We start from the raw sequence: 20,289 nt of genomic DNA on the forward strand, positions 1-20,289 counted from the left end.
CTGAAGGGATACAGCATGAGCACTCGTTATTCTGAAGTGGACTGCACAAAACCATCCACAATCTTCATTGCACGGTCAACAGCTCCGGAGTTTTTCAGATACAGGGCACGCGCTTTTTCTCCTGCTGACCTTGCCTTTTCCGGCTGCATGAGGAGTTCCTTGATCTTTTTCGCAAGACCGGCCGGGGTAACCTGAAAGGCCGCTCCTGCAGCATAAAAATCTTTAATAAAGGGAAAGTTCTCCATATGCTCTCCGCAGATGATCGGCTTTCCCCAATATGCAGGCTCAAGCGGGTTCTGGCCGCCGCGACCTTCGATGCTTTTGCCCATGATCGCGATATCAGCGATGCTGTACACAGCGGTCAGCTCACCCACCGTATCAAGCAGCATTATATTGAATTTATTTGACTGCGCCTCCCCTCCCGCTGCTTCCAGTTCCGACCGTTTGGCATATCTCATGTCGGATTTCCTGATCACCTCTTCTGCCTCTGCAAAGCGTTCAGGGTGACGCGGCGCAATAATAAGTTTCAGCCCGGGAAAGAGATAGACGTTCTCCCGGTATGCATCAATGATTATCTGCTCCTCGCCTGCATGTGTGCTTCCTGCAACGATAACGTGACCCTGCACCTCTTTCATCCAGGACGGGATATGCAGCGAGATGTCCATATCAAACTTGAAATTGCCGAGCACCTGCACTTTGTTCCCTTCTGCGCCGATAGCCTTGATCCTGTCGGCATCCGGACCGCTCTGCATGCAAAAGAGCGTAACATGATCCAAAACCTCCTTCATGAAAAAGGATACCCGCCGGTATCCCTTTGAGGACTTCTCCGATATCCGTCCGTTCAGGATAATGACCGGGATGGTCCTTTCAGCTGCAACCCTGAATAGGTTCGGCCAGAGTTCTGTCTCCACAACAATGAACAGCCTCGGCCTGATCTTTTCAAAACACCGCGTAAGGATCGATCTCAGGTCAAAGGGAAGGTAGACAATATGAGTGCCCTCAGGAGTCTTTTGTCTCGCGACCTTCTGCCCGGTATCAGTGATGGTAGACAGGATGACAGGGATTGCCGGATATGCCGCCTTCAGTTTCGTCAGAAAGGGAATTGCCGCATTAACTTCACCGACCGAGACAGCATGGATCCAGATAGGTGATGAGTGATGCGTAATGCGTACTAGGTCAAAAAACCCGAACTTGTCGCGGAGCCATTTCCTGCGCAGATCAGAGGGCCGTTTCAGATACTCCGGCATGAACAGGATCAGAAGAGCCATTGTGTAAAGAATGCTGTATATCAGGAACATAGTTTTATTATTAGGTGCATTGGTTATTGGCCATCCAAAAAAATCTCCCCCCACCCCTCTTTGCCAAAGAGGGGCATGATACCTCCCTTTGGCAAAGACCTGTCCCCGGATGGGGAGAGGATAGGAGGGATTTAATAATTGTCTTCATGCTTATAAACCCCTTAGCATTGTATTACTTCTTCCAGCCGGCCATCTCCATGACCATGTCAGACACCCGGTCAGACGCATGCTTTTCAGAAAATATCTCCCGCACCTCATCATAGGTCTTCAGCATCTGCGACCGGTATGCAGGATCGCTCATCATGCGCTTCAGCTCAAGCATGATATTTTCAACGGTCGCCTCTTTCTGGAGGAGTTCCCTGACAACCTCGCGACCGGAAAGGATATTGACGAGAGATGCGTATTTCACCCTGATGATGCGCCGGGCAAGCCAGAAGGTGAGCGGAAAAACCTTATAGACAACAACAAGCGGAAGCCCGAGAAGCACTGCCTGAAGCGTTGCCGTACCCGAGGCAATAACCGCATAATCTGAGGCAGCAAGGGTCTTCAGCGACTTGCCTTTATTGATCTTCACGCCTTCATGCTGCAAGGCGTCGATAAGGGCCTTATGCTGTATCAGGTCCGTGTTCGGAGCAAAGGGCAGGCAATACTGAGCTTCGGGCAGATCCGATCTGGCCTGTCTTACCGTATCAAGGAGCAGGGGAAGAAGCCTTTCCAGTTCATGGGGCCTGCTTCCCGGAAGAAGAGATATGAGCTGCATATCAGGATCAAGGCCCAGCTCTGTTTTCATTGTCTTCCTGTCCGACTGCAACTGCCTCATCTCGTCAAGGATCGGGTGTCCCACAAACTCTGCATCGAGACCGGAATCACGATAGATCTGCTCCTCAAAGGGAAGGAGAACTGCCATCCGGTCAACGAGTTTAGCGATCTTCTTCACCCTACCCTTCCGCCATGCCCATACCTGAGGACTCACGTAATAAAGGACCGGGATATCCTGCTTTTGTGCCTCTGCTGCAAGACGGAGATTGAAGTCAGGGTAGTCGATAAGAACAACAACTGAAGGGCGGTAGTGCTGAAACGCCTCTGAAGCTTTTCTGAATGTCTCTTTCAGTGCCTTTATGGAAGAGAGTGCCTCGGCAAGGCCAAAGGCGCTTGCTATGCCGGAGAGCAGTTCAACCCCGGCAGCCTGCATCCTTTCGCCGCCGATGCCGATGATCCTGATATGCGGGACCTTCTTTTTCAGGGCCTCTGCAAGGAGCGCTCCGTAGAGCTCCCCTGAGGTCTCACCTGCAACGATCATGACCGTTTCAGGCATTGTTGATGATCTCTGCAATCTCCCTGATCGTTTTTTCTTCAAGTTCCGGATACATGGGCAGGGAAAGCACGGTTGCCGCTGCCTCTTCAGCAACCGGGAAATCCCCTTTTTTGTGGTCAAGGAAACTCAATGCCTCCTGCAGGTGAAGAGGGATCGGATAATAGACAACTGACGAAATGTCCTTTTCACGCAGCTTCTGCTGTATCCTGTCCCGCTGTGCGCTCCGCAGGGTGTATTGGTGATATACATGGGTCATGCCGGGCCTTTCAACTGGTTTGAGCACCGTATCCGAGATACAGGTGTTGTACAGCGCTGCGTTTTCACGTCTGCGCCTGTTGTACTCGTCAATTCTCCTGAACTTCACCAGGAGAATGCCTGCCTGCAGTTCATCGAGCCTGCTGTTGAAACCGACAGACTCATGTTTGTACGCACCTTTTGAGCCGTGGTTCCTGAGTACTCTGATCCTGTCAACAAGCTCTGCATCATTCAGGGTCACCATACCGGCGTCGCCGAATGCGCCGAGGTTCTTGCTCGGATAGAAACTGAAACAGCCGATATCCCCAAAGCTGCCGGTCTTCCTGCCCCTGATATCTGCGCCGAAGGACTGGGCGCAGTCTTCGATGACATGCAGGTTATATTTCTTTGCGATCGCCATGATCTTTTCCATCTCTGCCGGATGGCCAAAGATATGGACAGGAACGATCGCCTTTGTGTTCTCGGTGATCTTCGCCTCGATCTGGGCAGGATCAATATTCATGGTCTCGGGATCAATATCGACGAAGACCGGCGTGGCACCCGTATAGATCACGGATTCGGCCGTTGCGAAGAAGGTGAAGGGCGTTGTGATCACTTCGTCTCCATCGCCGATCCCCAGCGCCTCTACCGCAAGATGCAGCGCATCCGTGCCGGATGCAACGCCGATCGCCACGGACACGCCGTGGTACGCAGCGACCTTCTTCTCGAACTCGGATACCCGCGGGCCAAGGATATAGTGCGCACTTTCAAGGATCTCGGCAACCGTGCCAAGCACCTCATCCTTTATGTCAGCAAACTGTTTTTTCAGGTCTATCATCGGAACCATTTCTGTTATATCTCCATTATTTTTATTGCTTACAAATTAAACGCATTGATTATATGTCATCCACAAAAAATCTCCCCACACCCCTCTTTTTCAAAGAGGGGCAGTTTTCCTCCCTTTGACAAAGGGAGGTTAGGAGGGATTTTATAAACCAATGTTCATGCCATGTTAAGACTATTTATATCCTGTAATACCTATATCATCTCGTTTATTTTCAACACGATCTCCAGGGCCTGCATACCCTCTTTTCCCGATACCAGAGGACAGGTCCTGCCCTGCAGACAGGAGATAAAATCCTTCAGTTCCTCTTTTAGAGGCTCCCTGCTCTCAGTCTTGATGACATCAAAGGCAATACCGGTGGCATCCTTAAAATACCGTCTCACTTCCTGGGCCTGGTAGTCGATCGAAATGTACGCATCATTCTGATGGACCTTCAGACTCCGCACCTTTTCCGTCGCAAGCCTGCTTGCCGTGATGAGCGCCTTGCAGCCGTTCTCAAACTCGATCCATGCCTTTGCAGCATCGATCTTGCCGGTGAGCACCCGGTCACCAGCAGCACTGATGCTCCGGACCTTTGACTTTACCAGGCCGCTCACAATATCAATATCGTGTATCATGAGGTCGAGGGTCACATCAACATCCGTACCCCTGCCCAGGAACGGCGAAAGCCGCTCTGCCTCAATGAACCGGGGGTTCTGTATAAGACCCGCGGCTGCGACAATGGCAGGGTTATAGCGTTCCAGATGACCGACCTGAAGAATGCGTTCTCCCGCATCAGCCGCAGCGATGAGCTCACGCGCATCGTCGAGCGTTTCCGTGATCGGTTTTTCAATAAAGACATCCTTGCCTGCTTTCAGGCAGGCAAGCGCGATCCCATGGTGCGTTGTTGTAGGAGTAACAATACTGACCGCATCGCATTTTTCGACCAGTTCTTTCCAATCTTCGAATGCTGCACAGCCGTATTTTGCTGCGATCCCGTCAGCTCTCAAGCGGTCACGGTCAGCAACGCCAACAAGCTGAGCATGCTCCAATTCAGAAAAAATGCGGGCATGGTGCTGCCCGAGATAGCCCACGCCGATTACGCCGATACGCAGTGACACGCTTCCCCCCTTGACAAGAATATGCGGTATATTTTGCACTATCAAAGGAAGTTTCAGCAAGGATACCCATGATCATAAAAAGCGAACAGGAAGGGATTAAGCAGCGGAGGCAGCCGCCTGAAGCATCTGCACTGCTTGTAATCCAAATATCATAATTTGTAAAATGAGCGTAGTCAACCATGAAAAAGAATAGCCTCTTTTCCCTTCTGTTCTGTATCGCCTTTTTTGCCGGCTGCGCTTCTGTACCGACACAGAACGTTGCCCCGGTCCTGCCCTTTGACGACAAATCCCTCGGAGAGTTCCTGGAGCAGAAGCAGCAGCATATCGGCGCTGTCATGGACGCCGTAGAAAAAAGGAACCAGGATATCGAAAAGGACCCGCACTGGATATCGTGGGCATACAGCAAGCTCGGCATTCGGAAACTGCAGGATATCCCGCCCAGCTCGTACGGCGATTACGCTAAATATATCGACAGCAGCAAGTCGGTATATATCTTTGTACATCCCTCCTACTACCTGTTCTTTCACTCTAATAAACCACAGGTAGTTCGCCCCCCCATGGACCAGAAGGACAGCCTTGTTGATCTGTTCCTGAGAGAACCGCAGATAAAGGCTATCAAGCGGCTGGAGCAGGAACAGCAGAGAAATGAAAAGAACTTTCTTGAATATCTGACCATGGATGAAAAACTCGTCATACTTCTGCTGCCGCGGAACTATCGGACCACCAACAGTTACACATACATGAATTCCAATGACGAATATGCACGCTACCTCAATGAGATCGCCAACGGGTCGCCGTCCGTGATCTACATGGAGTCCGAATCGGCAAGTGTCGGCAGGCTTCTTTCGGAGGACCTTGTGGTGCTCCTTTCCTTCCTTGAAGCAGTTGGTGCGAAGTCTGTGCTTATCGGAGGGGGATACGTAGGCAGATGCCAGAAAGAATTCTATAACTATGTCACAAAGTATTCGTTCGGAAGCAACTACTTCATCGTTCCTGAGATCTCTACCTTCTCACCTGAGGATATCACGGAAAGTACAGCCGGCCGCTTTTTTGAAAACGACCAGATAAATCTGATGGCAAGTTCAGAATTCATTTTGAATAAAACACCGAGCAATACGAACCTTCAGCACCTTCCTCCCCAATTCCTCAATACCGTGATTAATGTCGCCATGACAAAGAACAGGGACAGCGGGATCTCGAACAACAGAGAACATCAGCAAAATAAAAATGTGGCTGCGGAACCGGCAGGCATAAAAGATGCCCGGGATTCAGGGGCTAATGTTGCCGCGGCAAAAAGCAGGGACATAGGGATCTCGAATAATAAGGGACCTCAACCAAATACAGATGTAACCACGGAACCGGCGGGGAATAAAGATACACAGGAAGACCCGGCTGAACAAGATTACTGTTATTAGGGGGATATGACCATTATGATCAAGGAAGCCATCAATCTGCTCGTCGGAGGCATTAACCTCTCTGAATCTGAAATGGCCGAGTGCATGAAAGAGATCATGGAGGGAAAGGCCACTGATGCCCAGATAGGCGCCTTTCTCACAGCGCTCAGGATCAAGGGTGAGACCGTTGAAGAGATCACCGGTGCGGCACGCATCATGCGGGACAAGGCAGCGAAGATCAATGCACCGGAGGGTGTGCTTGATACCTGCGGCACAGGCGGGGACATGTCTCATACATTCAATATCTCCACAACCGTTGCTATCGTTGTGGCAGCGGGGGGTGTTCCTGTGGCCAAGCATGGCAATAAGGCCGTATCGAGCAAATCAGGCAGCGCGGACCTGCTTGAGGCGCTCGGCATCAGGATCGATCTGTCCCCGGACAAGGTCGAGAAATGTCTCTTTGAAACAGGTTTCGGTTTTCTTTTCGCTCCCCTTTTCCACCCGGCAATGAAGTACGCGATCGGGCCGCGCAGAGAGATGGGCCTGAGAACGGTCTTCAATATTCTCGGCCCCATAACCAATCCTGCCGGAGCCAAAAGACAGATACTCGGCGTATTCACCGCCAAGCTCACCGAAACGCTCGCAACCGTGCTGGGAAACCTCGGGGCAGAAGATGCTATGGTAGTGCACGGTGAAGACGGTCTTGATGAGATCACGATCACTGACGGCACACGGGTATCCCGGTTCACGCAAGGCAGGGTGGAAAACCTTATCCTCTCTCCCGAGGACTTCGGGCTTGAACGCGGGAAGCGGGAAGATCTGGTCGGCGGCGACAATCAGGAAAATGCGAATATCACCCGGCAGACCCTGGGCGGTGAAAAGGGGGCAAAACGCGATATCGTGCTGATCAATGCGGCTGCAGGTTTTATGGTCGCAGGCAGGGCATCGGATGCGAAAACCGCTGTTGCAATGGCTCAGGAAGCGATCGATTCAGGCCGTGCCCTGAAAAAACTCGAAGAGATCATAAAGGTCTCAAACAGCCTATAGCATTATTTCTGTCTGAGCTTAAGAAAATTCCTGAGCAGATCTTTTCCCGCAAGGGTCAGTATTGACTCCGGGTGGAACTGCACTCCCTCTATGAGCAGCTCCTTGTGCCTGACGCCCATGATCTCCCCGGTATCGGTCCATGCCGTTATCTCGAGACAGTCCGGCTTGGTCTCTTTCCTGATGAGCAGCGAATGGTACCGTGTTGCCTCAAAGGGGTTCGGCAGACCCTCGAAGAGTGTCCTGCCGTCATGATGAATAAGCGAGGTCTTGCCATGCATGAGCCTCGGCGCGCGGATGATCTCTCCGCCGAATGCCGCACCGATCGACTGGTGGCCGAGACATACACCAAGGAGCGGCACCCTGCCGCCGAATCGCCTGATCGTATCGATTGAGATCCCTGCTTCGTTCGGTGTGCAGGGGCCCGGTGATATGACAATACGGTCAGGCTTCATCGCATCTATCTCATCAAGCGTTATCCTGTTGTTCCTGAATACCCGCACATCCTCACCCAGTTCACCGAAATACTGGACCAGGTTATAGGTAAAAGAATCATAGTTGTCAATCATCAATAGCATCGTATTTCCCTCTTCACCTTCTGTTTCTTTCTGTTTGCTGCCTACCCATCACTCATCACCCATTACTGGTTACGGCTTTTCTAATCCAATCCTTCTTCGGCCATGTCAACGGCCTTCATCATGCCCTTTGCCTTGTTCACCGTCTCCGTGTATTCCTTCTCCGGCTCCGAGTCTGCAACAATGCCTGCGCCTGCCTGGACATAGACCTTATTGTCCCTGATCACAAGCGTCCTGATCGTAATGCACATATCGAGGTTCCCCGAATAGCTCAGATAGCCGACAGACCCGGCATAGGGTCCTCTCTGCGCAGGCTCAAGCTCATCTATGATCTCCATGGCACGCACCTTGGGAGCGCCGCTCACCGTACCTGCAGGGAAACAGGCGCCTAACACATCAAAAGAATCAAGTCCGTCCTCAAGATCTCCCTCAACATTCGATACGAGATGCATCACATGACTGTACCGTTCCACTGCCATCAGGTCCGTAACCTTCACAGAGCCGACCTTTGCCACCCGTCCCACATCATTCCTTCCCAGGTCGACCAGCATGATATGCTCAGCGATCTCCTTGGGATCACGTTTTAATTCCTCTTCCAGTTCTTTATCAACCGTGTCGGTCTCTCCCCGCCTCCGCGTACCTGCGATAGGACGGAGTACGATCTTCCGGTTCTCGACCCTCACCAGGATCTCGGGCGACGATCCCACGATCTTGCCTTCACCGATGTCAAGATAATACATATACGGCGAAGGGTTGATCACCCGCAGCGCCCTATAGATATCAAAGGGATCGACCTGCGAAGACCGCTCGAACCGCTGAGACAGAACCACCTGGACGATGTCGCCTGCCATCACATATTCCTTGGCCTTTTCTACGGCAGAAAGGAACCCTTCTTTGGGTATATTCGAAACAAAACCGGTTTCCTTTTCCGGGGTGCCGGCATCTGTTCCCTGCAGAGGAGTTCTCAGCCTGCTGATGATCTCATCGATCTTCTGCACCGATTCTGCATAGATCTCCTTCAGGTCCCTGCCGTCAACATGAGCATTCGAAACCACCTTGATCTTCTGCTTCAGACTGTCGAAGACAAGCATGGTGTCAGTAAGCATAAGAAAGAAATCCGGCAGGCCGATGCCCTCCTTGGCCTTCAGTTCGATCGTCTCAAAGAACTTGACCATGTCATACCCGATATACCCGACAAGGCCGCCGAAAAAACGGGGCAGACCCTTCACCTCAACAGGGCGATAGGTCATGATCTCGGCCTTGATGACATCGACAGGGTTTTCGGTCTCGATGATCCGCGGCGGGTTCATCCCTTCAAGGATCTCTACCCTCCGGCCCCTGCCTTTCAGGATTTTTTCAGGACGTGAGCCAAGAAATGAATAGCGCGCCCATTTCTCACCGCCCTCAACGCTCTCGAGCAGAAAGGACGGAGAGCCGCCGAGTTTCAGAAATGCGGTCACCGGTGTGTATGTATCGGCGAGGATCTCCCGATACACCGGGATCAGGTTCCCCTTCTGCGAAAGCCCCTCAAATTCTGCAAAATCAGGATAGAGCATATTGACAAAAATTTCCTTTTTAAATTAGTATCTCTAACGTCGTAATTATAGCGCATTCCTCACTGATAAGTTAAGAATGCCCTCTGGTTATGACAGAGTTTTCGTAAAGCATTGCATGCGGGAATAGCTCAGTGGTAGAGCACAACCTTGCCAAGGTTGGGGTCGCGGGTTCGAATCCCGTTTCCCGCTCCATAAAAATCAGTAAGCACTAAGCACCAGAAGTGGCTGCCGTAAGCAGCAGGCACAACACAGACATAAAGTCCTTTTTTCTTCCACTGCTTACTTATTACTGCTTACTTTGTCAAACACGGCGGCGTACCCAAGTGGTTAAGGGGACGGTCTGCAAAACCGTTATTCAGCGGTTCAAATCCGCTCGCCGCCTCCAACTCCCTTCACCGCTCTCCCTTCCCTGATCGCCTCAAGCAGAGCAATGTCCATTTCCTTCTCTTCGAAATACTCCTGCTCAAGGGACTCAACATAAAAGCGGTCCAGTCCGCTGTTCTGGAGAAAGTCCTCCCGCAACGCATAATCGCTGTTCTGTATCACCTGAGGGAGGATCTGGTTCAGATAGACCGATTCCTTGCGGAGGTCGAGAAAGACCTTTTCAAAAAGCCGGGCCGGGATCTTCGCGGTCATACCCTTGTCCGCCAGCTCTTTTGCAATGTCCTCCCGGATATGGTTTCTGACTGCTTTCAGTTCAAGACCGGGGAAAAAGCTTCTCATCCGCTCCTTGAGCGCGGCATGCGTCTCAAAGTAGATCTTCTCTTCATCCGTGAGCGCCGTGAGGTCTGCGATAACATCTTTGTATGAGGCCTCGCCGTTTTGAATATTCTCAACACCCTTGTTCACCAGCTTCAGCTTGCGCCTGCCATATGCCGTGATATATTTGTTGTCCATCAGGTCGGTAATAAAAACAGCCCTGAAAAGCTCGCTGTCAAGACGGTCAAATTCCTTTTTATTGCCGACAAGGCTTCTGAGCGATTCCTCCCTGAACTCGATGTTCTTCATAAAGGACATCTGGCTGAGAAGCGCCTGGACATTATCATACCGGTCAAAATAGGTGATGATGGAGCTGAACTCCTCGAAGATGCTGAAGTCGTCGGTCTCCCGCGCAAGCTCATCACAGGCCTTGCCGATGTCAAGCAGCACCTGCTCAAAGCCGCGGTCATTCTGCGAGTACGCAATATGTTTTGCCCGGATGAGCCTTACAATGTCCTCCTTGATGATATGCTGCTTCAGGGAAGGGTCTTTGAAAAAGAGGTTCTCAAGAATGGCGCGCGACTCTTTCAGATATTCCTGCTCCTGCACCTCAAGCACTTTCTTGTCCTTGAGAAGAAGATCGTCAAGCGTGTCAAAGAGCACAACCGGGATGTTATTTCTGATGCTCAGGGTCCTGAGCCTGTTCAGACGGGCATGACCTGAGGCGTCAAGGGTATCGTCAGCAGCACCTTTGATAAGAATATCGCGATATTCATCAACAACCAGCTTATTATCCGGATGCCGGTACATGACATCGATCTTCATCCGCTCCTGCTGATAGTGGTCGATCCCGTTTTGCGACACGATCTCGTTCAGGAAGAGCTCTTCCTCAGAGGTGATCCCCCTGTTCCTGAAATAAAAACTCCTGAAGGCGTTGTAGTATTCACTGTTCGCCCGGTGAATCAGCTTGAAGATGAAGACCATGGACTTCTTCTCCCCCAGCTCGGAACAGAACCTCTCAAGCAGCTCGGTATCCTTGTTCTGTGACAAGATATCCGTGCGCTTCAGAAACTTGCCGACAGCCCTGAGCACCTGCTTCTGCCGTTTCTTGTGGTCGCCGTCAGACTCTGACGCGATCAGGAAGTAATAGTTCGCGACCGCATGTCCCTGGAGAAAAAGACGATAAAAGGTCTCTCCGCCCTCAGTGTCATTGGTAAAAATGACCCTCTCGCTTTCATCCATAAAAGCGCCGAACATGATGAGCCTGTTCAGCACATCCTCTTTTTCCATGTCTGCAAGGGGCTTTTCCACGCCGAACATGTATTCGCAGAAGCTGCCGCCTGTCCCCCGGTAGCTTACCCCTGTTTCAGAGATCGTAAACTCATTGCCGCGGGAAAAAAAGCGGATACGTGCAGTCTCTTCTTCATAGAAATAAGTGCTGAGGGTGTCTGCTCCGGAGATGAGGGCAAAAAAGTCCACCGGACCATGACTGCCGTGGAGCCTGAGGTCTTTGATCATAGTGAAAATATACCACAGGGCTCCTGTTTTATTCTAATTCCGGCGTCGGAACGCTCGCTGATAAGTTGCTGAAAGGCCGCGATTTATCTATTATAAATACAGGTAATTATGAACCGTCATCACCACAATATGCATGGCTGCTCCACAGCAAAGATAACCCTTCCCGCATGCTGCGCGCTGATCCTGTTGTCTGTCCTTATCTCTGTCTCGGCAGGGGACTCCGGAGGCAGAGAAGCTTTGGCAAACGGCAGGAAAGATCTCGCTGCCGGCCGTTACAGCGAGGCAGTGCCCAATCTTCTCATCGCCCAAAGGGAGTTTGCTCTTCTTGAGGACTATGCGATGATCTATCTTGCCGACGCGTACCACAATCTCGGAGAGCATGGCAAGTCGAGAGAAACTCTCCAGGCACTGATCGACAAGTATCCGTCCTCTCCTCTGCGCAAAAAGGCAAGAATGGCTGAGCTCAGAGAAGAAAAAGATATCAGCGGCGAAGAACTGCTGCCTCTTTACGAGACCTATGTGAAGGATTTCCCGGAGGACGATGAAACATATTATGTCTATGGGAAGCTGCTGAAGAAGAACAGCCGCGAGGACAGGGCAGCCGCGGTCTTCAAAAAGCTCTATATCAGAGCGGGCTATCTCTCCGCTGCTGCACGCAGCGAACTGGGCCCGGACCAGATCACGACGGGTGACATTGTTGAGCGGGCCGCAAATCTTATCAAACAGTATGATTTTGAGGAAGCTGAGCGCGACCTGAAGCAGGCGCTTGCAGTATGCTCGGGAAAACACCGGCAGGAAATCCTCAGGAACCTCGCCTATGCCCTTTTCAAACAGAAGAAATACCGGGAGGCAGCAGAGCTTTATGAAAAGGTTAACGACCTCTTCTACAAAGCCCGTTCCCTGTACCGTGCAGGTGATAAAAAAGGCTTTGAAGCGGCACTGAACACACTCGCGGACAGGAATGATAAGAAGACCGGGTTTCTTCTGGTCACGGTTGCAGCTGACAGAAGGAGAGAAAAGGATTTTAACCGGGCATTACAGATCTACCAGGACGTGCTGAAGACCTATCCGTCTGACGCAGAAGATGCACTCTGGGGCATCGGGTGGACACAGTACCTTTCGGGGGACTACCAGCAGTCGGAAGATACCTTCTCCAGGCTCCATGCCCAATACGATGATCCGAAATATCTGTATTGGCAGGCCAGGAGCATGGAGGCACAGAACAAGGATGCATCGCACATTTATGCAGGGCTTGTCGCAGCGGACAACAACAATTTTTATGTAGTGCTGGCATATGCCCGAAGCCGCCGGATAATCCCCCGGCTTTCGTCGCTGAATCTGCCCGAGAGCACACCAGGGAAGACCCGGGCAAACGAGAGGGTGGAGGCGCTCATCTCTCTGGGCATGCGGGAAGAGGCGGTTGCCGAGCTCGCAGCATCAAGCAGGCATACTGCCTCGTTGCCTGATCTCATGTACAACGCAGCCAAGTTCCAGGAGTTGGGCGAATTCAGACGCTCCATCGGCCTCACAACAAAGATCCCCTACTCGGAAAAAATGCATCGCTTCTGGTACCCGCTCGCCTTCTGGGACAAGGTAGAACAGGCATCAAAGCGAAACAATCTTGATCCCTTCATCATCCTCTCGGTCATGAGGGAGGAGAGCCGGTTCGATCAGGCGGTAAAATCTCCTGCAGGAGCATACGGGCTCATGCAGCTCATGCCCCAGACAGCATACCGCCTTGATAAAAGCCTCAAGCTCGGCATTCACAGGCCCTCGCAGCTTACCGATCCGAAGAACAATGTCCTGCTGGGGAGCTTTTACCTGAGGTCCCTGCTGGACGAATTCCATTCCCTGGCTCATATGCTCGCCGCATATAATGCAGGCGAACTCGCGGTAAGGTCATGGCAGCAGCGCTTTGATTACCGCTCTGTCGACGAATTCATCGAAGACATTCCCTACAGCGAAACGAGAAATTACGTCAAAAAAGTGCTCACCAGCTATTTTCAATACAGGCGGGCCGGGCTGGCTGAGCAGGGAGATGACAAAGGAATCGAGATCATCCTCGGAAAGACATAGTAATATGGACACAAAACCGGCGCATCTGGTATCGTAACAAATGGCATGGAAGGCATCCCTTTTCGATGATGATCCTCTGGCTCCATCATCACCCGGCGCAGGGGAAACACCAGCTCTTATCAGCAAGGAGGTAGCACCCGTGGACAGACTAAAAAACCTCGAGGAAAAAATAGCGACAGCAGTAGAAAGGGTCAAGGCCCTGAAAGAGGAGAAGATATCCCTCGAAAATAAGATCAGGGAGCTTGAATCCCTTCTTGACGGCAAAAACCGGGAGGTAGAATCTCTGAAGGACGAAAAGACGTCGATCAAGAGCCAGGTCGAAGAGCTTCTTGAGGAGCTCGAAACCCTGGAGATCTGATACAGCTGTGGGCAGCGTTGAAATCAGCATCCTCGGACAGAAATACACCATCAAGGGTGATGCCCAGGAGGAATACATCAAGAAACTTGCCGCTTATGTGGAGGAAAAACTTCAGGAGATCCACGCTGGCAATCCAAATATAACCCCCCTGAAAGCTTCCATTCTTGCATCGCTCAATATCGCTGACGAGCTGCAGAGACTGAGGGATGACCACGACAGAGCAGCACAGACCATAGAGGAAAAGACCAACGCCCTCAGCGGTCTTTTCGACTGATCCGCATCGTTTTTTTTCGGCAATACCTCCTTGCTTATTTTTCCGCTATAACCGGCTCAGCCATTCATGCGGCTTAGTCGTCCTCTCAACAAATGATGAACACCGATTTCACCGGAAATAGTTATTAAAATCAAAGGGTTCAGAACAGTCTTCATTTGGCCTTGACTTATACCATATGTTGTGGTTAAATTCTTAAGTCAAACACAAGATGTAGTTTTTTATGACCATTGTATTTAAGGTTCTGATGTTCAAATATAGAGGCAAAATAACGCAGTATCATCAAGAGCAGACATCCTGTTTTTTGGCAATAAACAGCCATTTTTTCGACATAATTTAGCATTACCACCGGGAGGGAACCATCTTATGAAGAGCACAGCGGCAGCGATCGGACTTACCCCAAATGCATTAAAGGTCCTGGAAAAGAGATACCTGAAAAAAGACGAGGAAGGCAAGGTCGTCGAAGCACCAGCGGACCTTTTCAGGAGGGTTGCAAAGACCATTGCGCGCGCTGATATGATGTACGGGAAGTCGGAAGCTGATGTCCTGTTGCTCGAAGAAGAGTTCTATCACATGATGACCTCCCTCGATTTTCTCCCAAACAGCCCAACACTCATGAATGCCGGAAGAAAGTTAGGCCAGCTCTCCGCATGCTTTGTGCTTCCTGTCGGAGATTCCATGGAGTCCATATTCGATGCGGTAAAGCACACTGCCATCATCCATAAGTCAGGCGGCGGCACCGGCTTCAGCTTCTCGAATCTCAGACCAGGCGGCGATATTGTCGGCTCCACAAAAGGCGTATCATCAGGGCCCGTGTCGTTCATGACCGTATTTGACACGGCAACCGAGGCGGTGAAGCAGGGCGGCACCCGGAGAGGTGCAAACATGGGGATACTCCGTGTTGACCATCCTGATGTCCTCAACTTCATCACTGCCAAGGACGACAATTCCCGGTTCAACAACTTCAACATCTCGATCGCCATAACCGACCGTTTCATGCAGGCGGTCAAGGACGATACAGACTATGAACTGGTCAATCCCAGGACAAAGAACGTGGTCAGGTCGCTCAAGGCACGCGAGGTCTTTGACCTCATCGTCAACCATGCCTGGAAAAACGGCGAACCCGGCATTGTCTTTATCGACAGGATCAACGCCTCGAACCCCACGCCAAAGGTCGGGGAGATCGAGTCAACAAACCCCTGCGGCGAGCAGCCGCTTCTGCCGTATGAGTCCTGCAACCTCGGCTCGATCAACCTCTCGATGATGGTAACTGAGGGCAAGGTCAACTATCAGAAGCTGAAGAAGACGGTCTGGAAGTCAGTACATTTCCTCGACAATGTGATCGACGTGAACAAATATCCTATTCAGAAGATCGCCGAGATGACGCGGGCCAACAGAAAGATCGGCCTTGGGGTCATGGGCTGGGCTGACATGCTGATCATGATGGGCGTCCCGTACAATTCCCCCCAGGCCATAGAACTCGCAAAAGAGGTGATGGGCTTTATCCAGAAAGAAGGCAAAAACGCATCGTCTGCACTTGCTGAAGACAGGGGCGTATTCCCGAATTATGCTGAGAGCATCTATGACGGCAAGATGAAGATCAGGAATGCAACCGTCACGACGATCGCCCCTACAGGCACGCTCTCGATCCTCGCTACCTGCTCATCAGGCGTTGAGCCGCTCTTTGCCGTCTCCTATGTAAGGAACGTCATGGAGGGCACCAAGCTCCTTGAGATCAACCCGTATTTTGAGAAGGTGGCAAAGGAGCGTGGATTCTGGTCCAGGGACCTGATGGAAAAGATAGCGGACAAGGGCTCGCTCCACGACTTTGACGAGATACCCGAGGATGTAAAGGCGGTCTTTGTGACTGCTCACGACATCAAGCCGGTCGAGCATGTTGCCATGCAGGCGGCATTTCAGGAGTTTGTGGACAACGCAGTCTCCAAGACCGTGAACTTCTCCCATAGTGCAACGCCCAAGGATGTTGAGAATGTTTATCTGCTTGCGTACCAGCAGAATTGTAAAGGTGTGACCGTGTACCGCGACGGCTCACGCGATGAGCAGGTGCTCTCGACCGGCAAGACAGGGGCAAAGCAGGCAGAGCCTCAGCCGACAGAGACAAAGATCGTCCCCAGAAAGCGGCCTGATGCGATCATCGGCGAGACCCGCACCATGAACACCGGCTGCGGCACGATCTATGTGACCGTGAACGAGGATGAAAACGGCCATCTCTTTGAGCTCTTCACGCATATGGGCAAGGCAGGAGGCTGCGCCTCAAGCCAGGCAGAAGCGATCGGCAGACTGGTAAGCCTTGCGCTCCGTTCCAACATCGAGCCTGACGTGATCATCAAGCAGCTCAAGGGCATCACCTGCCACAACCAGACCTGGGCAAACGGCGGCAAGATCACCTCATGCTCTGATGCCATAGCAAAGGCCCTCGAAAAGTATATGGAAAAGGGGACCAAGGGCAACGGCAACGGCGGCGACAAGCACCATAGAGAGAATGTCTTTATCGGCCAGTGTCCGGAATGCGGCGGCACAGTCGAGCACGAAGGCGGCTGCGCAGTCTGCCACAGCTGCGGCTTCACCAAGTGCGCATAGGTAATCATTCGATATAGAGAATCGCGAAGGGCTGAACCTCTGTTCAGCCCTTTGTAGTTGAGTACAGAGGATAACGGGTCAACAGAGGGGAGGCGGCTTGTCACTTATTATTCGATTGACCGGACTATATCATAGGTATATCATACCAATATGAAAGCCCACCTGATTCTTTATGAAAAGGGCTTTGATGAGCTGGGCAACACTATTGAGGTTAAGATGTGGCAATTGCCTGCACCGACAGAGGACAAACCACATGGGTACAAATACTCGCTCGTCTATATCGTTGATGATATCAGGGTTATTGGATATGACAACGCTGAAGCAAAGGGAGACCACCGGCATATTTATGAAGCAACAAATGTATATCGTTATGTCAGTCTTCGTGATTTGGTAACAGATTTCTACAACGACGTGGAGAAGTTTAAAAGAGGTGAACTATGAAGGTCAAAAAGATCAAGGTCGGGATTAAGGACTTAAAGGGAATCCTGGACAATGTAGTAAGGGCCGGAGAGGCCATCGAGAGGGGAGAGAGGCTAAAGCCTGTCAGAGATCCTGAGATTAATTTCACAAGCTTTGAATCGTTCAGAAAAGCTCTGACCCCCAAGCGGCTGGAGCTGTTGCATATCGTCAAAACCCAAAAGCCTTCATCCATTAATGAACTTGCAAGGATGGCAAAGAGGGACGTGAAAAATGTTGCTGACGATGTGAAGTATCTTGTACGCATCGGCCTGGTTGAGATCAGGGAGGACAAGCGCAAGACAGCGCCCGTGATAAGTTACGATCAGATAGCGTTGGAAATAGCGGTATGACTGCTGGCCATGAATATGAAAGAATCGACCTGAAGATCGTCCACAGGGGTATGGCAAAAGATCAGCAAAGACCTTGATGCATACTGCAGGGCAGTGGTGAAGAATTTTAAGTTGTAGTGTTCAGTGGAGGGTAAGTGAAAGCGAGATTAGTAAGCAATAAAGCGGCGGCGACAAGAACCATAGAGAGAACGTCTTTATCGGCCAGTGTCCGGAATGCGGCGGCACGGTCGAACACGAAGGCGGCTGCGCGGTCTGCCATAGCTGCGGCTTTACCAAGTGCGCATAACAACGTGGATCCCATAGAGGATTTAACAAGGATAAAGCGGTATTTCAGGGAAAGGGCCGAAGTTTCGGCCCTTTATCTTTTCGGCAGCTTCAGCAGGGATAAGGTTAATGCCGAGAGCGATATCGACATCGCCGTACTGATCGACGAATCACAGCTGAAGGGAAAGAACTTTGAGTCTTTGAAAAATCGCTATTATGCAGCGTCTCCTTCCTTTTCGCTGCGGCCTGTTGATATCGTGATCCTGAACACTGCGCCTACCTTCCTTAAGTATCAGGTGCTGAAAACCGGGAAAGTCCTCTTTGACAGAAAGCGAAAGCTTAGGGTCCACTTTACTGAACGGGCGATAATCGAATACCTTGATTTCAAACCACTTCAGGACATCTGCCTCAATGGGGTTTCAAAGCGCATCAGGAGGGCAAACAATGGTTGATAGACCTCTCGTATTGAGAAAAATAGAAAAGATCGAGATATACCTTGGAGCAATAAGGGCCAGAAAAGATCCAGGGATTGCAGCATTCCAGAAAGACAGTGACCTCCAAAGTATCATACTCTTCAACCTAATCCAGGCTATTCAGGCATGCAGCGATATAGCAGCGCATATTCTGAGCGACGCCGGATGGGAAGTTCCGGGCTCTCAGGCAGCGATATTCGAGACCATGACAAAGAAAAAAGTGATCGGCCCGCAGCTGTCGAAGAAGATGATCCAGATGGCAGGGTTCAGAAATAGGATCGTGCATGAATACGAAAAGATCGACCTGAAGATCGTCCACAGGGTATGGCAAAAAAAAAGCAAAGACCTTGATTCGTTCTGCAGGGCAGTGGTTAAGAAATTTGGATTGTAGGATGCGCTTGTGAGCAATAAAGTCACAAAGATTAAGATTGGGATTAAGGACTTAAAGGGAGTCCTGGACAATGTAGTAAGGGCCGGAGTAGAAGTATTTTAGGTGATTACCATTGAACAGCTCAGAAAAGATTACGAATCCAGCCGTGTCCTGTATACGGATTTTTTAAAAGAAATTAGTAATCAGCTTAAGACAATACTTGAAAATCATGGTGTGACAAAAATAGCAGAAATTAGTCAACGGGTTAAAGGGTTTGATTCAATTGAACAAAATATCCGCAACTTAAAATTTGCGTCTACAATTCCCGAACACTTAGCGCAGGTAAAGGATTTAGCCGGAATCAGGATTGCTTTATTGTTTAAAAGGTATATCGATCCAATATGCTCCTCAATTGAAGCACATTTCGAGATTCAGAAAAAGAAATACATATTTCATGAAGATGATCAATTTGGATATAAATCTGTGCATTATGAGGTACGTTTGAAACGGGCTGCTTGTATGCCTGACATCTTTGACAAGTTTGGCAATCTAATTGCAGAAATTCAAGTTAGGACGCTATCACAACATTTATGGGCGGCTGCCTCTCACTATATGAATTACAAAGAGAGAAAAGATGTTGGCAAGGATCTTCTGCGGCCTCTCAGCAGAATGGCTGCACTCTTGGAGCTAATTGACGAGGAGTATGATCGCTTATTGAATCAGAAAGAAGAGTATCTAATAAAGGCTGATATTAGTGATTCCTTAGAGACTCTCAATGTAGATTTGCTTTCAAAGATACTTAATGAAGAATTCCCGGATTCTAAGGGTTTTGCGTTGGATGAAAATATGAGTAGCATATTGGCCGATTTATTCCTCTTTGAAGTGAAGACAGTGAAGGACTTTCGAAATCTTCTAAATAAGCAGAAGACGAAGGTTCTTGAACTTAAGGAAGTCGCCTTCAAAATAATCCGTGATGCTGAACCCGATGTAGCGCCTGACGCAATAGATTTCTCGATACAGGTCATTATAAGAAAAATGCTTGATTTTGAATTTAGCAAAGAAGATAGATGGGGATTTTTTGAGAAAGTAAGTAGGCTACCAGCCGGAACTGTGGGAAAGCTTATTTCCACTATGGAAGGCGAAGAAGGAGAAAAATAAAACAAAATATGAGGCCGAGAAGTCTCTTTTAGGAAGTGCTAGAAAGTGTCAGGTCTACACCTTGACAGGTTACGGGAATAGAACGGTTATGAAAGAAAAAGCGACGATACGGTCTGGCAGTGATGTTATTGAAATTCCGCTGGAGATGGATGACGGGCGGGAAGTTGGCTCGCTCCAGATCGATGGGGTTTCCTATCACTTCGAGCGGATCAGGAAAGAGATCTTGCTGAGCGAATATAAAGTTGATGGTGACCCTGACTATGAGCCGCAGACAGATCCAGAGGGTTACTGTTACATCCTTGCGCCGTTTTGTGAATAAGGAAAGAGACAAT

19 protein-coding genes and 2 tRNA genes are annotated in these 20,289 nt (G+C 50.3%); 14 read left to right on the forward strand and 7 right to left on the reverse strand.

Translation table 11 applies throughout. From position 1 onward, the window contains the following. Positions 1-26: 26 nt before the first annotated feature. The 4 genes from HZB62_13685 to HZB62_13700 form a co-directional block, all read right to left on the reverse strand. Complete coding sequence (locus HZB62_13685; GenBank protein MBI5076201.1) at positions 27-1,298, reverse strand: 3-deoxy-D-manno-octulosonic acid transferase; 1,272 nt, start codon at positions 1,296-1,298, stop codon at positions 27-29. A gap of 172 nt (positions 1,299-1,470) precedes the next feature. Then, entirely contained in the window at positions 1,471-2,613 is a 1,143-nt protein-coding gene (lpxB, locus tag HZB62_13690) for a lipid-A-disaccharide synthase (protein ID MBI5076202.1), read from the reverse strand. Beyond that, a complete protein-coding gene (locus HZB62_13695) occupies positions 2,606-3,694 on the reverse strand; it encodes a DegT/DnrJ/EryC1/StrS family aminotransferase (GenBank protein MBI5076203.1) in 1,089 nt (362 codons plus the stop codon). Before HZB62_13695 ends, lpxB begins: the two co-directional genes overlap by 8 nt. Before the next feature lie 191 nt (positions 3,695-3,885). Further along, complete coding sequence (locus HZB62_13700) at positions 3,886-4,791, reverse strand: Gfo/Idh/MocA family oxidoreductase (GenBank protein ID MBI5076204.1); 906 nt, start codon at positions 4,789-4,791, stop codon at positions 3,886-3,888. A 179-nt stretch (positions 4,792-4,970) separates the two neighbouring features. On the opposite strand from HZB62_13700, the gene HZB62_13705 reads away from it, so the two are divergent. Then, complete coding sequence (locus tag HZB62_13705; protein ID MBI5076205.1) at positions 4,971-6,206, forward strand: hypothetical protein; 1,236 nt, start codon at positions 4,971-4,973, stop codon at positions 6,204-6,206. Positions 6,207-6,221: 15 nt separating this feature from the next. Continuing rightward, positions 6,222-7,232, forward strand: coding sequence for an anthranilate phosphoribosyltransferase (gene trpD / locus HZB62_13710; GenBank protein MBI5076206.1), 1,011 nt, complete (start codon positions 6,222-6,224; stop codon positions 7,230-7,232). 2 nt (positions 7,233-7,234) lie between these two features. Here trpD and HZB62_13715 read toward each other — a convergent pair whose 3' ends face one another. Beyond that, positions 7,235-7,807, reverse strand: a complete 573-nt coding sequence (locus HZB62_13715; GenBank protein MBI5076207.1) for an aminodeoxychorismate/anthranilate synthase component II — start codon at positions 7,805-7,807, stop codon at positions 7,235-7,237. 80 nt (positions 7,808-7,887) lie between these two features. Beyond that, positions 7,888-9,360 (reverse strand): anthranilate synthase component I, encoded by a 1,473-nt coding sequence (trpE, locus tag HZB62_13720; GenBank protein MBI5076208.1) that lies wholly within the window; start codon positions 9,358-9,360, stop codon positions 7,888-7,890. A 117-nt stretch (positions 9,361-9,477) separates the two neighbouring features. Here trpE and HZB62_13725 point away from each other — a divergent pair. Then, positions 9,478-9,552: transfer RNA gene (locus HZB62_13725), tRNA-Gly, on the forward strand. Between the two features lie 117 nt (positions 9,553-9,669). Then, positions 9,670-9,745, forward strand: a tRNA-Cys gene (locus HZB62_13730). Here the strand turns inward: HZB62_13730 and HZB62_13735 are convergent. Next, positions 9,724-11,577, reverse strand: coding sequence for a TIGR04442 family protein (locus tag HZB62_13735; protein MBI5076209.1), 1,854 nt, complete (start codon positions 11,575-11,577; stop codon positions 9,724-9,726). The two genes, HZB62_13730 and HZB62_13735, sit on opposite strands and share 22 nt — an antisense overlap. 108 nt (positions 11,578-11,685) lie before the next feature. On the opposite strand from HZB62_13735, the gene HZB62_13740 reads away from it, so the two are divergent. The 10 genes from HZB62_13740 (at position 11,686) to HZB62_13785 (ending at position 20,276) form a co-directional block, all read left to right on the forward strand. After that, complete coding sequence (locus HZB62_13740; GenBank protein MBI5076210.1) at positions 11,686-13,653, forward strand: transglycosylase SLT domain-containing protein; 1,968 nt, start codon at positions 11,686-11,688, stop codon at positions 13,651-13,653. Positions 13,654-13,792: 139 nt separating this feature from the next. Beyond that, the gene (locus HZB62_13745) at positions 13,793-14,011 is read left to right on the forward strand and encodes a hypothetical protein (protein MBI5076211.1); all 219 of its coding nucleotides are present in this window, start codon (positions 13,793-13,795) and stop codon (positions 14,009-14,011) included. Positions 14,012-14,018: 7 nt separating this feature from the next. Next, positions 14,019-14,285, forward strand: coding sequence for a cell division protein ZapA (locus HZB62_13750; protein ID MBI5076212.1), 267 nt, complete (start codon positions 14,019-14,021; stop codon positions 14,283-14,285). 363 nt (positions 14,286-14,648) lie between these two features. Further along, positions 14,649-16,883, forward strand: a complete 2,235-nt coding sequence (locus HZB62_13755; protein MBI5076213.1) for a vitamin B12-dependent ribonucleotide reductase — start codon at positions 14,649-14,651, stop codon at positions 16,881-16,883. A 150-nt stretch (positions 16,884-17,033) separates the two neighbouring features. Beyond that, positions 17,034-17,324, forward strand: coding sequence for a hypothetical protein (locus tag HZB62_13760; protein MBI5076214.1), 291 nt, complete (start codon positions 17,034-17,036; stop codon positions 17,322-17,324). After that, positions 17,321-17,692, forward strand: coding sequence for a hypothetical protein (locus HZB62_13765; GenBank protein ID MBI5076215.1), 372 nt, complete (start codon positions 17,321-17,323; stop codon positions 17,690-17,692). The genes HZB62_13760 and HZB62_13765 overlap by 4 nt, the downstream gene beginning before the upstream one ends. 134 nt (positions 17,693-17,826) lie before the next feature. Beyond that, positions 17,827-18,408: a nucleotidyltransferase domain-containing protein gene (locus HZB62_13770; GenBank protein ID MBI5076216.1), complete on the forward strand. Its 582-nt coding sequence runs from the start codon at positions 17,827-17,829 to the stop codon at positions 18,406-18,408. After that, on the forward strand, positions 18,401-18,820 hold the full coding sequence (locus HZB62_13775) for a DUF86 domain-containing protein (GenBank protein MBI5076217.1): 420 nt from the start codon (positions 18,401-18,403) through the stop codon (positions 18,818-18,820). Before HZB62_13770 ends, HZB62_13775 begins: the two co-directional genes overlap by 8 nt. Positions 18,821-18,922: 102 nt before the next feature. Next, a complete protein-coding gene (locus tag HZB62_13780) occupies positions 18,923-19,957 on the forward strand; it encodes a RelA/SpoT domain-containing protein (GenBank protein ID MBI5076218.1) in 1,035 nt (344 codons plus the stop codon). A gap of 88 nt (positions 19,958-20,045) precedes the next feature. Next, entirely contained in the window at positions 20,046-20,276 is a 231-nt protein-coding gene (locus tag HZB62_13785) for a hypothetical protein (GenBank protein MBI5076219.1), read from the forward strand. The last annotated feature ends 13 nt before the right edge of the window (positions 20,277-20,289 follow it).

It is taken from the genome of Nitrospirota bacterium, assembly GCA_016214855.1.
Classification (GTDB): Bacteria; Nitrospirota; Thermodesulfovibrionia; order Thermodesulfovibrionales; family UBA6898; genus UBA6898.